This window comes from Bradyrhizobium sp. 14AA, from assembly GCF_054185205.1.
The window spans coordinates 1-13588 of the sequence record NZ_JAVAYM010000025.1; the positions used below are offsets into that span (position 1 = coordinate 1).

General features: G+C 66.1%; 6 protein-coding genes. 1 reads left to right on the forward strand and 5 read right to left on the reverse strand.

The genetic code is table 11. The annotated features are described in order from the left end of the window. Window positions 1–217 precede the first annotated feature (217 nt). From RAD15_RS34010 to RAD15_RS34030, 5 genes are all read right to left on the reverse strand, one after another. A complete protein-coding gene (locus RAD15_RS34010; RefSeq protein ID WP_458182971.1) occupies window positions 218–1057 on the reverse strand; it encodes a Crp/Fnr family transcriptional regulator in 840 nt (279 codons plus the stop codon). Between the two features lie 234 nt (window positions 1058–1291). Continuing rightward, window positions 1292–2272: an LLM class flavin-dependent oxidoreductase gene (locus tag RAD15_RS34015; protein WP_458182973.1), complete on the reverse strand. Its 981-nt coding sequence runs from the start codon at window positions 2270–2272 to the stop codon at window positions 1292–1294. Next, on the reverse strand, window positions 2269–3000 hold the full coding sequence (locus RAD15_RS34020) for a 4'-phosphopantetheinyl transferase family protein (RefSeq protein WP_458182975.1): 732 nt from the start codon (window positions 2998–3000) through the stop codon (window positions 2269–2271). Before RAD15_RS34020 ends, RAD15_RS34015 begins: the two co-directional genes overlap by 4 nt. 233 nt (window positions 3001–3233) lie before the next feature. Then, window positions 3234–3401 (reverse strand): hypothetical protein, encoded by a 168-nt coding sequence (locus RAD15_RS34025; protein ID WP_458182977.1) that lies wholly within the window; start codon window positions 3399–3401, stop codon window positions 3234–3236. A 139-nt stretch (window positions 3402–3540) separates the two neighbouring features. Beyond that, window positions 3541–9981 carry an amino acid adenylation domain-containing protein gene (locus RAD15_RS34030; RefSeq protein ID WP_458182979.1) on the reverse strand — a complete coding sequence of 2147 codons (6441 nt, stop codon included), beginning with the start codon at window positions 9979–9981 and terminating at the stop codon, window positions 3541–3543. A gap of 142 nt (window positions 9982–10123) precedes the next feature. Between RAD15_RS34030 and RAD15_RS34035 the strand changes: the two genes are divergently transcribed. Beyond that, entirely contained in the window at window positions 10124–13588 is a 3465-nt protein-coding gene (locus RAD15_RS34035; protein ID WP_458182981.1) for an ATP-binding protein, read from the forward strand.

Here is a 13588-nt window from a genome sequence, read left to right on the forward strand (position 1 = left end):
GCGCCAACCTCATGCAGCGCCGCCGTATCGACAGCTTGCTCCAACCACCCACGATCAGCCAAGATCAGCCCCAGATGTGCCTAAGTCTGGCTCAAACCTAAACCGGACACCCGTGGGCTTGTCCCGGGCATCCACGTTCTTTGCTCCGCGCGGTAATGCGTGGATGGCCGGGACAAGCCCGGCCATGACCTAACTCCACCGGCTCGCTGCCAGGCGATCAATCCTTAAACAGGATCTGCTCCAGCAGCTCGATCCGCCTGATCCGGATGGTGCTGCCGTCGATGGCGATGATGCGGCGGTTCTGGAAGCGCTTCAGCATCATCGTGACCCATTGCCGGGTCGAGCCGACCATGGCCGCGATCTGGTCATGAGTAATCTTGCGGTTGATGATGATGGTGTCGCCGTCAACCGTGCCGTGCAGCTCCGACAAAGTGAGCAGGAACTGCGCCAGCCGTTCGATCACCGAGCGCGTGCCGAGGATCTGCGCCATCGAGGAATAGCATTTGCCCTTGGCAATGAGGCCGTCGATCAGCGCCAGCGCGAAGCTGGGCATGCCGGTCAGGAGCTTCTCCAGCGCCGGGCCGGACAGCGCCGCGATCTCGCAGGCCTCGATGGCGATGCCCGACCACATGTGAATGCCGCCGCCGGAGATCTCGGGGCCGCCGATGAAATGTCCCGGCGTCCAATAAGCGAGCGTGATCTCGCGCCCCGATGGCGCCGTGTAAAAGACCCGCACCTGCCCGCGACGGATGATGAAGATGCCGTCGTGGCCGTCGCCCTGGCTGAACACCATCTCGCCCTGCGGCACCGTGATCGTGCGGCCGGCCGCGTGCACGCGCGCTCGCTCCGCCGCGGACAAGCGATCGAGAAAATGCGCGCCGGCGTTGAGCCCGTCGATCGTCTCGCTCATGAACAGCGCCGAGCTTGCGGCCTTCGTGCGCGCGTTGCGGACCCGCGGCGTCTTGGTGCGATCGGTCCAATCGAACTGAACTCCCGCATGAGGGCTGCCGGCGAAAGCGGCGGGCTGGGTCGCGGCAGCTTCCTTGAGTGTGGTCATCGCAATTCGTCAGCTCTCCGGGTGTCTTGCGAACAGGTAAGAGCGGCGGAGGCGCGATGTCCATCTCTTTGCGATCGTTCCAAATCACTTAGCAAAGCTTGATATGTGCGGCGACCGGCTGCGAAACGAAACCCCTGTCCGTCGCTTTGTTTCGAGAAAATCCTTTGCGCCGTTGCGCGACGGAATCGTGAGGCGAACGCTCCGCGATGGCGATGCAAGTAGATGCTTGCGCTCCTAGAACATCCCGCTTGCCGCGAGCGCCTTGCAGACGTGCTTCATCTCGGCGTCATCCGCCACCATGTCGAGCATGATCGTGGTCAGTCCTTTCGCCGCAAAGTCCTTCAGCCTGGCCCCGATCTCCTCGTAGCTGCCGACGAGATAGGGGCAGTCGGCCTGGAAGGTGAGGTACGGCAGCAGCCAGTAGCCGTTGTCCGCGAGCTCGCCGCTCTGGCCTTCATAGAGGCGCCGCTTCCAAACGGAGTCGCTGTTCTCCACGGTGAGCGCGAGCAATTCGCGGTCATCGGGGTTGTCGCGGAAACGCAGCTTCGCTGCCTGCCGGGCCTCGTCGCGGCTCTCGCGCGCGAAAATTCCAAAGTTCATGCCTGGTGCTTCGAGGCCGCGATCGAGATCGGGCGGCAGCATCTGCATCTTGATGCAGCCGGTCTCCTTCGCCACGCGCTGCGCCGCCTCGGACTGGCCGGCGACCAGAAATTCCGGCATCAGCTCCGCGGGCAGGCGCGGGCGCAGTTGCAAATTGCTGGCGCGATAGAACCGGCCCTCGAAATTCACCGGCCGCGGGCTTGCCAGCAACTGGCGCATCAGCATGACGAATTCGCCGAGCCGGACGTAGCGGTCGGCATGCGACTGCTCGTCGCCGAGGCCCTGCAGGTCGCTGACCGCGGTCCCCGTGATCATGTTGAGATAGACCTTGCGGCCGTGGAGCTGCGCGAGCGACGAGACGAACTTCGCGGCCGTGAACGGATGCATGTAGACCGGATTGACGGCGATCAGCGGCGAGCTTCGCGTCGTCGCGGCCAGGATGTGCTGGGCCATCGCCCAGGGCTCGACGAAGACGTCGTTGCCTTCGAACAGCAATATGCCTTCGAAGCCGTTGCGGTCGGCGAACTGCGCCACCCGCATCAGCTCGCCGACATATTTCTTGGGGTCGCGGTTGCGCGAGATCGCGGGAAAGACGCGCAGCCGCGCCGGCATCATTCAGCCGCTTCCTGAAGCGGCCAGGCATTGCGGGTGATGGGAAGGCCGCCGTCCGCCCGCGAGCCGTCGGCAATCGCGAGGCGATGCGAGGGGGATGGCGAGCACAGCGAGAAACGCCAGCCATCCGGATCGTCGGCGATGTCGGGCTTGAAGCTGATCTCGATGGCCTCGCGCGACACCTGCATCGCGAAGGCGTCGAGCGGCAAATTGAGGCCGAAACCCCTGGCCTTCAGATAGGCCTCCTTGAGCGTCCAATAGTCGAAGAAGCGCTCGATCGCGGCGGGTTCAGGCAGTCCGCGCAGCGTTTCGACCTCCTCTGGCGCAAAGAAGCGAAGCGCGGTCGACAACGGTGCCACCCGCCGCGACACGGTTTCGACGTCGACGCCGACCGCCTCGTGTCTGGATACGACGCAGGCGACGCAGCCATCGGCGTGGGACAGGCTGAAATGCAGTGCGGTCGAGGTCTTGGGCGATGCGACAAACGGCCGCCCGTAGCGGCCGGGCGCGAACGACCAGTCGGTGGGCGCCACGTTGGAAGCGACCTGCGACAGTGCCAGGCGCAGCATGGCATGCGCGAAAATATACTGCCGTCGGTGCCGCTCGAACATGAAGCGATCGGCCCGAATCCGTTCGTCGGCCGAGAGCAGACGTCGACACGCATCGACCGCGTCCGGCGCGTCAATGGTCTCGATCAGTCCGACGAAGAGTTCAATTCTGTCGTCTGCCATCAATTGGGCCTTTGGCATCGGGCGGAGGCTGGATCCCCGGTCCCGACGGAAGAATCAACTGAGCAAGAATCAACTAAGCGGACCGCTTCTAACGGTCCACCCGGGCGAATTCTTGTCGATTTGCAGGCCGGTTTACAGGCGCAAGCTTGTGCGAGACCCCAACTCGACAGGCGAGCGGCCCAAATCCGAAAACTGAAGTTCGAAGATTCGTGTGGCGTCCCGGCCGACGAACCTTACTTCTTCTTCTTGGCTTTCTTCGACCCGCCCAGCACCGAAAGGCTGGCGTCGACGTCCTTCAGCGCGGCCTGGAGCTTCTTCTTCTCGGCGCCCAGCAGCTTCTGAAGGGCCTTGCGGTCCTTGTCGCTCAGCGAGGTACCCTTGGTAAATTTGATGAAACCCATAACACTCCCCCGGTTGAAAATAATCGTCCAAATCAAAACACGAGAATAATCTTGCGCGGTGGAGCCAAATAATCAAGATGCAACTTGGTCATTCACAGCTCAGACGAGTGAACCCGTATTCGCCCGTGCTGTATGGCGGTCATGCCGCCCTGCGGTCGAGCAATCGGCCGAGCGGCGTGTTGGGTTGGGCGACGGCAGCCGTCAGCAGCGCGACGAGATCCTCCATCCACTCGCCGACCATGCGGCCGTCGAGCTGTTCGCCCTTGAAATTGCATGAGCCGGTGATTCCGGTCGGGCGTTCCTTGAGCATGAGCGATAGCCAGGTCTGGTCGATCGGCAGCACCGGCTGGCCTTCGCGCGCGATGTTGCCGATCGACCCGGTCGAGAGATCAGGCAGGTCGAGCGGCTGGCGCAGCGGATTTTGCAGGGTGAAATAGACTTGGAGCAGCGAGGCCGGATTGCCCCCCTCGCGCTCCAGATGGTCGGCCAGGATGTTGAACGGCAGCTCCTGCCGCGCATGCGCATCCAGCACGCTCTGGCGGACCCGCGCCAGGGCTTGTGTGAACGACAGTTCCGGCGTGATTCTCGTCCGTACGATCACCGTGTTCTCGAACGGGCCGATGATTCGCTCGGCGTCGGGCTGGGCGCGATTGGCCATGGCGGTGGCGATCGAGATGTCGGTACGGCCGGTCCGCGACAGCAGCAGGGCCTTCAGGCCGGTGAGGAGGCACATGAACAGCGTACAATTGTGCTGGCCGGCGAACGCCGTCAGCCGGCTGATCAGCCCACGATCCAGGCTCACCGGATGATGCCCGGTGGACGCGCCCGGGCTCGATTCGCCGTCGAAGAGAGGGGCCGCACCGCGCAAATTCTCCGTCCAGTCGGCGGCCTGGCGGCGGGCGGCGTCAGTGCCGCACCACCAGCGCTGCCAGCGCGCGACGTCCGAAAAGGCCGGCGGCAGTTTCGGCAGCGGCACTGACGGATATCCGGCCAGCGCCGCATAGCGGCTCGACAATTCCTCGAACAGCACACCGATCGACCAGCCGTCGGCGATGACGTGATGCAGCGTCAGCAGCAGCACATGATCCTCGTCGTGGAGCCGCCACAGCCGGGCGCGCAACAGCGGCGCGCGCGTCGTGTCGATGGGAGTATGGGCCTCCTGTTCGATCAGGAGATCGATCTTTCTGTGCTCCAGGGCCTTGCGCCGCCTGTTGTTGTGGGGCTGACCGTCGCCGATCGTCTCGATGGCCAGGATGCGGCCGAGGGTGCGGGGCGCGGCGATGCGGCTGACGGGCTCCTCTCCGTTCCAGCCGAAGGCGGTCCGCAATGATTCGTGCCGGCGCGCGATGTCGTTGAACGCCTGCGCCAGGGCGGCCGGATCGAGCGGACCCTGGAGGCGGAAGGCGAAGGGCAGGTTGAACAGCGGCAAATCCGGCAGGTTCTGCTCGATCCGCAGCATCTGGTCCTGCGCGATCGAGAGCGTCGGAGGGCCGCTTTCGGCCAGGCGCGGCACGCTTGCGGCAGGCTTGCGCGGCTTCGCCGCCACGGCCTCGTCGACCCGCCGGGCAAGCTCCTCGATCGTCGGCGCCTCGAAGATGGTCTTGATCGGCAGCGACACGCCGAGCGCGCGGGCGACGCGCGCCATCGCCTGGCCGGCCAGCAGCGAATGGCCGCCGAGATCGAAGAAATTGTCGGTCACACCGAGGCTTTCGACCTTCAGCAGGTCGATCCAGATATCTGAGAGCACTTTTTCGGTGAAGCGTCGCGCCGGCACGGCCGCATCCGGTCCGGACGCGTCCTGCGGCGGCGGCGCCAGCAACGCGGACCGGTCGATCTTGCCATGGGTGTTGAGCGGCACTTGATCCAGGAACAGGAACGCGGACGGGATGGCGTGATCCGACAGCCGGCTCTTCAGGAAGTCGCGCAGCTCGCTGGCGCTGATCCGGCTGCCGGAATTTGCGACGATATGGGCGATCAGCCTGACGTCGCCGCCCGCCTCGCGGCGCGCCTCGACGATGCCAGCGCGCACACCCGGATGGTCGGCGAGGGCGTTCTCGATCTCCTTGAGCTCGATGCGGTAACCGCGGACCTTGACCTGATGATCGGCGCGGCCGAGGCATTCGATCGTCCCGTCGGCGCGGCGGCGGGCAAGGTCGCCGGTGCGGTAAAGCCGGCTGCCGGCCTGGCGCGAGAACGGATCCGGCAGGAAGCGCTGCCGGCTCTGCGCGGGATCGTTGACATAGCCGCGGCCGACGCCGGCGCCGCCGATGCAGAGCTCGCCGGTCACGCCGACCGGCTGCGGCTCCAGGTTTGCGTCGAGCACGTGGAGCTGGGTGTTCGGCAGCGGCGCGCCGACCGGAACGTTGCTGGTCGCCGCCGCCGGCGCCTTGGTCAGGCGGTGCAGGGAGACGTCGTCGGAACATTCCGACGCGCCATAGGCATTGATCAGCGGCACTTTCGGACAGCGGGCGAACCAGGTGCGGCAGAGGTCGACGGACAACGGCTCGCCCGTCGAGATCAGCAGCCGCAGTCTGGAGAAGGCGCGCCGCATCGGGGCTTCGTCGATCCGATCGAGGATGACCCGCAACAGCGAGGGCACGATTTCGAGCACCGTGACGCCCTCGCGCTCGATCTCCCGCGCGAGCAGCATCGGATCCTGCACGATCGCGTTGCCGCAGACATGGACGCGCGCGCCGACCATGGGCCCAGCGAGGAATTGCCAGACCGAGATGACAAAGCTCTGCGGCGCGGTCTGCGCGATCACATCCCTGGCGGAGAGACGGAGCTCGGAGACGAGCGAGGCCAGATGGTTCGACAGGCCGCGCTGCTCGATCATGACGCCCTTCGGCGCACCGGAGGAGCCGGACGTATAGATGAGATAGGCGAGGCTCGAGGCCGTGCGCCGTGCGGCACGGGCCGGCTTGGTCGATCCGGATGCGATTGCGTCTTCGAGCTCGGCCACCTGGATGCGCTCGACCAGCGGCTCGATCAGCGCCCCGACCATGCCGGACTGCGCGCGCCCGGTCAGCAGCACGCGGGCGCAGCTCGATCCGAGGATGGTCGTGAGCCGCGCCGGCGGCTGGTCAGGATCGAGGTTCAGGAAGGCCGCGCCGACGCGCTGCACCGCCATCATCGCAGCGAGCAGGTCGGGCCCGCGGTCCACGAGCAAGGCGACCACGCTCTCGGCGCCGACGCCTTCGCGGGTCAGCCAGCGCGCGACTGCCTGGCTGCGGCGGGCCAGTTCCCGATAGCTCAGCGATGCGCGCCCGTCCGACACCGCGATCGCGTTCGGCGTCTTCTTGCTCTGGCGGTCGAAGCGTTCGCTCAAATTGCCGCGCGCGGTGAAATTGGCTGAAACGCCTTGGCCTGTCGCCAGCACCTGCCGGCGTTCAGCCTCGGTCAGGAGCGGCAGACGCGAGATGCGCTGTTCGGGATTGGCGATGACGGCCTTGAGCAGGGTCTTGAACTGGGCAGCCATGCCTTCGATCGTCGCCGCGTCGAACAGATCGGTGGCGTATTCGAAGAAGCCGGTGAACCGGCCATCGGCCTCGACCAGTTCGAGCGTGATGTCGAAGCGTGCCACTTTCGGATCGACTTCCAGCCGTCGCGTCGAAAGGCCCGGGAAACGTGCCGCCTCGATCGACGCGTTCTGGAGGATGAACATGATCCGGAACAGCGGATTGCCGTCGTTCCGGCGCGCGATCTGCAATGTGCGCAGCACGTCCTCGATCGGGAGGTCCTGGTTGCGATAGGCATCCAGCGTGACCTGCCGCACCCGCCGCAACATCTCGCCGAAGCTCGGGTCGCCGCCAAAATCGTTGCGCAGGATCAGCGTGTTGGCGAACAGACCGATCAGGCGCTCGCTCTCGATCTGGTTGCGGTTGGCGATCAGCGATCCGGTCGCGACGTCCTCATGCGAGGTGTGGCGGAACAGCAGGCACTGGAACACTGCGAGCAGCGTCATGAAGGGTGTGGCGCCCTGGTCCTGGCTCAGTGCGCGGACATCGCCCGAGAGAGCCCTGGAGAACTCGAAATAGTGACGGGCGCCGTGACCACTCCAGACCTCCGGCCTTGGCCGATCGGTTCGCAGCGGCAGCGTGGTGACGCCGTCGAGCTGAGTTCGCCAGTAGTCGAGCTGTTCCTTCGCCGCCGGCGTCTGCGCCCAGCTCTGCTGCCAGAGCGCGAAGTCGCGATATTGGAAGGCGGGCGAGGGCAGCGTCGCTGCGCTCGTCTTGCGGGCGGCGGCATAATGGGCGGCGAGCTCCTCCCAGAACAGCCGCTGCGACCAGCCGTCGGTGACGAGGTGATGGACGTTGACCACAAGCGCGTGGCTGGATTTGTCGAACGACAGCAGCGTGACCTTCAGCGGCGCCTCGCGGGCGAGGTCGAACGGATATTGCGCGAGCTCGAGCGCCTCGCGCCGGATGACCGCGGGCCGCTTGTCCGCGGGACAGGCCTTGAGCTTGATCCGCTCGAACCGCGGCGGCGATGGCAGCACGCGCTGCGCCGGCTCGCCCTGGCGTTCGATGAAGACCGAGCGCAGCGCCTCGTGGCGCGCGCAGATCGCGGCAAGGCTCGCCTGAAGTGCGGAGACGTCGAGCTGGCCCTTGAGCAGCGCGACTTCGACGACATTATAGTTGTAGCGGGTCGGATCCAGACGCGAGAGCACGTACATCCGTTGCTGCTGGAACGACAATGGCGTGTCGGCTCCCGTGGCCTGGCGCCAGGTCGGCAGCAGCGTTTCGCGATGAGTTGCGGCGATTTTCAGCCGGGCCGCAAGCGCGGCGACGGTGGCGCAATCAAAAATGTCCTCGAAGGAGAAGTCGACGTTGAAGCGTTCGCGCAGGCGCGAGCGCATCTGTGTCACCGCGAGCGAGTCCGCGCCGAGCGCGAAGACATCCTGATCGACGCCGATTTGCGGCAGTTCCAGCAGATTGGCCCAGATCGCGGCGAGCTGGGTCTCCAGCGCATTGCGCGGCAGCGGGGCCTCGTCATCGCCGTCTGCGCGCGTCGCGATCAGCTCGGCCAGCGCATTGCGCTTGACCTTGCCGCTGGCGCCCTTCGGCAGCGCCGCGACGCTGCGGATCAGGCTTGGTATCTTGTAAGCTGCGAGCCGCTTTCGCGCGAACTGGCGCAACTGGTCGGAGGTCGCCTCCGAGTTCGGCCGCAGCACCACGACGGCGGCGACGTTCTCTCCGAGCTTCTCGTGCGGCACGGCGAACACGCCGGCCTCCAGCACCGCCGGATGGCTGAGCAGGACCTCTTCCACTTCCAGCGGCGAGATCTTCTGGCCGCCGCGGTTGATGACGTCCTTGATGCGGCCGACGATGAAGAGATAGCCGTCGGCATCGAGATAGCCGAGATCGCCGGTTCGGAACCAGCCGTTGCGGAATGCGGCCCGCGTCGCCGCCTCGTCATTGTAGTAGCCGCGGCTCATGTTCGGTCCGCGCAGCATGATCTCGCCGTGTGCGCCGCTCGCCAGCATCCGGCCTGTCTCGTCCATGATTGCGATCTCGGGGCCCGCGGCACGGCCAACCGATCCGGCCTTGCGCAGCCCGAAAGGATTGGCCGCGATCTGCGAGGCCGCCTCCGTCATGCCGTAGGTCTCGAGCACGGGCACGCCGAACATCGTCTCCAGCCCGTTCAGGATCGCTGGCGCGAGCGAGGACGAGGCCGAGCGGATCACGCGCAGCGACGACGACCGGGCGCGGTCCGGGTCGGCTTCGGCCGCCGTCAGCAGCGCGCGATGAATCGTCGGCACCGCCGTGTACCAGGTCGGTTGCAGCTCCCGCATCCAGCCGAAGAAGGACGATGCGTCGAAACCGTCGGTGCAGATCACGCTGGAGCCCGCGGCCAGCGCCGTCAGCAGGCCGGAGATCAAGCCGTGGGCGTGAAACAGCGGCAGGACGTTGAGCAGGCGGTCATGGGAGGAGAGCGACAGCACGCGGCCGGCATTGGCGGCGGACAGACAGACATTGCGATGCGTCAGCGGCACCATTTTCGGCCGCGCCGCCGTGCCCGACGTCAGCAGGATGAACGCATCGTCGTCCCCGCGCGAGACGCCGCTGGCGCTCGCCGGTCCGATCGTCGGGCCGACGAACGCGCAGCCGCCAAGATCATTTTGCGGTCCCGGCACGAAATCGATCACCGCGATGTCGAGGGCTTTGGCGACGTCGCGGCTTGCGGAGTTCATGTCGGCCCGGGTGACGAGCGCCGTCAGCTTCAATTCGCTGAAATAGCGTTGCAGCTCGTCCGCCGTCAGATCGGGATTGACGGGGATGCAGGCGCCGCTCGAGGCGACCGCGATCAGCGCCAGCGCGCTGTCGGCCCCGCGCGGCAGCGCAACGGCGATGCGGTCAACAGGCGCAATGCCGAGCCCGCGCAGGGTTCGGACGAGATCCTGTGTCCGCTCGCCGAGCGCGCCGTAGGTGAGGACCGGCCGGCCAGGGGCGAGGAGGGCGGGTGCCGCCGGCGTCTTGCGGGCGTAGAAATCGAGAAGGCCGCCGATATGCGCGAATATCGTCGGTTCGGCCGTCGTGCCGGCTGATCCCTCCAGCGTTGCGCGTGTGACGTCCGACAATTCCGTTCCCTTTTGATCCGGTTGAGCTATTCTTCCAAGAAGTAAGGGAACGCGTCCAGTCCGAGGTGAAGTTTGGGCCCCAAAATCTGTGGTTGAGGGGCCCTGAAGCCCTTCGACGGAGTGATAGTCGGGCAGAATCACCATGCTGGAGAACGAGCCGGGCACGGAAACGGAGGGCGGGCTGAAGCGCTGGCTCGAGGGCATCGGTCTTGGCCAATACGCCGATCTCTTCGCGCAGCACCGTCTCGATCTCGACGTCATGGCGGACCTGACCGAATCCGATCTGGTCGAGCTCGGATTGCCGCTGGGCGATCGCAAGCGCCTCCGGCGGGCGATGGCGGCATTGTTTCAGGCAGAAACGGCGCAGGCGCCGGCCGCGGCGATGCCTTCGCAGGCTCGGACGGAGGTCGGTGCCGAGCGCCGTCAGCTCACCACCATGTTCTGTGACATGGTGGATTCCACCTCGCTCTCGGTGCAGTTCGATCCGGAAGACGTGCGCGACATGATCGCCAGCTTCCGCGAAACCTGCGTCCGCGTGGTCAAGCATTACGAAGGCTTCGCCGCCCGTTTCGTCGGCGACGGTATCTTGGTCTATTTCGGCTATCCGACCGCACATGAGGACGATGCCGAGCGCGCGGTGCGCGCCGGGCTCGAGATCGTGCGGGTGCTGTCGACTGCCCGCGCCGTCGAGCCGCGTGGCGCGCTCAGCCACTCACCCGCCGTCCGCATCGGGATTGCGACCGGTCTCGTCGTGGTCGGCGACCTCGTCGGACAGGGCACCGAAGAGCGCGACTCCGCGGTCGGAGAGACCGTCAATCTCGCCGCGCGCCTGCAGGGCCTGGCGCCGCCAAACGGCGTGGTGATTTCCGCCTCGACCCAGTCGCTGCTGAAGGGGAAATTCGACTACCGCAATCTCGGCACCCACGTCTTGAAGGGCATCTCCGAGAAAGCGCAAGCTTGGCACGTGGTGCGCGCCTCGCGGGTGGAGACCCGCTTCGCCGCCGCCATGGGCACGCGGCTGACGCCGCTCGTCAACCGTGAGGAGGAGATCGCGCTGCTGATGGGACGCTGGCAGCAGACCAAGGACGGCGACGGCCAGGTCGTGGTCAAGTTCGGCGAACCCGGCATCGGCAAGTCGCGCATCATCCAGGAAATCTTCGAGCGAATTTCGGGCGACCGGCACGGACAGGTCTCGCTCCAGTGCTCGCCTTACTACACGTCCACGGCGTTCTATCCTTTCGCAGAGCAGCTCAAATTCTCCCTCGGCCTCGACCGCGAAGATCCTTCCGCGCAGTCGCTGGCGAGCCTGGAAACCGCGATCGCCGCGGCGCATGGCGACATCGAGCAGGTCGCACCGCTGTTTGCCGCGCTGTTGTCCATCCCGACCGGCGACCGCTATCCGCCGCTCGAGCTGTCGCCGCAGCAGCAGAAGGATGCGACCGTCGCGGCGCTGGTCAATCACTTCCTCGGCCTCGCGCGCGAGATGCCGCTGGTGATCGCGTTCGAGGATCTGCACTGGATCGATCCGACCTCCCGTGAGGTCATCGATCTCCTGGTCGACCGGGTGCAGAACCGACCGATCCTGGTCATCATCACCGCGCGGTCGGAATTCCAGCCGAGCTGGAACGCGCATTCGCACATCACCACCCTGGTGCTGAATCGCCTGAGCCGGCAGCTGCGCACCACGCTGGTCGAGCGGGTCGCCGGGCGGGAGCTGCCCAAGGAGGTGGTCGAGGAGATCATCGTCAAGACCGACGGCGTGCCGCTGTTCCTGGAAGAGCTCACCAAGACCGTTCTCGAATCCAACCTGTTGACCGAGCGACACGGGCGCTACGTGCTGTCGGGCCCGTGGCGGCAGCTCGCGATCCCGGCGACGCTGACGGACTCGCTGATGGCGCGGCTGGACCGGATGGGACCGTTCAAGCGGATCGCGCAGATCGGCGCCACCATCGGCCGCGAATTCTCCTACGAGACGCTGCATGCGGTTGCCAACACGCCGGCGGAGCAGATCGAGGCGGCGCTCAATCATCTGGAGCAGGCCGGGCTGATCGTGCGCCGCGGCCTTCCGCCCGACGCGCTCTATTCCTTCAAGCATGTGATGATCCAGAACGCCGCGCATGCGAGCCTCTTGCACAGCGAACGGCGCAAGCTGCATTCCCGGATTGCCCAGGTGCTTGCCGAGATGTATCCGGAGAAGACCGAGCGCGAACCGGAGCTGCTAGCCCATCACCTGACCGAGTCCGGCCAGAGCGAGGGCGCCGCGAGCTTCTGGCTCAAGGCCGGCAAGCAGGCGGCCAAGAGCGGCGCCAATCTGGAGGCGATCGGCCATCTGCGCCGCGGCCTCGGCGTCGTGCAGGCCAATGCGCGCATGCAGGGTGCGGACGAGATGGAGCTCGAGCTGCGCATCGCGCTCGGAAACGCGCTGATCGCCGCCAAGGGCTACGCGGTGCAGGAGGTCGAGGAGAACTACATCCGTGCGCTCGAGCTCGGACAGCAGCTCGACGACGACGAGAAGGCGTTCGCCGCCACGCGCGGCCTCTGGGTCTGCCATTTCATCCGCGCCGATCTCAGCCGCGCGCACGATCTCAGCGTCGAGCTGCTGAAGTTCGCCAAGCGCGAGCGGCTCAACGAGCGGACGCAGCCGGCGCAGCAGACCGGCTATCTGATCGAGGCGCACCGTTCGATCGCGATGACCATGCTCTATCGCGGGCGTTTTGCGGCTTCCCAACACCACCTGCATCGCTGCATCAACCTCTACAGCCCCGACCTGCACTCGGATTTGATGGAGCGGCACGGCACCGATCCCGGCGTCGTCTCGCTGTCCTATCTCGGCTACCTCCTCTGGTTCCTCGGCCGGCCCGATGCGGCGCGCCAGCACAGCGAGCAGGCGATCGCGAATGCCGAGAAGATCCGCCATCCCTTCACGCTAGCCTTCGCGCTCGTGTTCGGCGCCTATCTCTGCCAGCACTTGCGCGACGTCGAGGGCACGCGCGATCACGCCAACCGCGCCATGATCATCGCCACCGAGCATAATTTCCTGCACTGGAAGCAGCAGGCGGCGATCCTGCGTGGCTGGGCGCTGGTCCAGCTCGGCGAAGCCGACGAGGGTCTCAGCCAGATGCGCTTCGGCCTCGACGAATACGAGGCGATGGATTCCTGGCTCGCCGGCTGCTGGTTCCGCTGCCTGCTCGCGGAGTCCTATGCCAAGGTCGGAATGCGCGATGCCGCCTTGCGCGCGCTCGACGGCGCGCTCGCGACCGCGAGACGGACCGGCGATCACTCCTATCTCGCTGAGGTCTACCGCCTGCAAGGCGAAATCACCCTGTCGGACGGCGACCCGGCGTCGGTGCAGGAGGCCGAGGACCTGTTCGCCCTGTCGCTGGAGACCGCGCGCAAGCAGGGCGCGCTGTCCTGGGAGCTCCGCACCGCCGTCAGCCTCGCGCGCCTGTCGCATCAAGCCGGCAATCGCGAGCACGCAAGTCTCCTGCTCGAGCCGATCGTCGGCAAATTCAGCGAGGGTTTTTACACGCCGGACCTGAAGCAGGCGATGCAGCTCGTCAACGAGCTCGGTGCGGACGCGCCCGTTCACGAACGGGCCGATCCCTGA

Bases quoted from the DNA above. Each gene is read 5' to 3' on its own strand.
- RAD15_RS34010 (WP_458182971.1), bottom strand. From the start codon at position 1,057: ATGACCACACTCAAGGAAGCTGCCGCGACCCAGCCCGCCGCTTTCGCC.
- RAD15_RS34015 (WP_458182973.1), bottom strand. From the start codon at position 2,272: ATGATGCCGGCGCGGCTGCGCGTCTTTCCCGCGATCTCGCGCAACCGC.
- RAD15_RS34020 (WP_458182975.1), bottom strand. From the start codon at position 3,000: ATGGCAGACGACAGAATTGAACTCTTCGTCGGACTGATCGAGACCATT.
- RAD15_RS34025 (WP_458182977.1), bottom strand. From the start codon at position 3,401: ATGGGTTTCATCAAATTTACCAAGGGTACCTCGCTGAGCGACAAGGAC.
- RAD15_RS34035 (WP_458182981.1), top strand. From the start codon at position 10,124: ATGCTGGAGAACGAGCCGGGCACGGAAACGGAGGGCGGGCTGAAGCGC.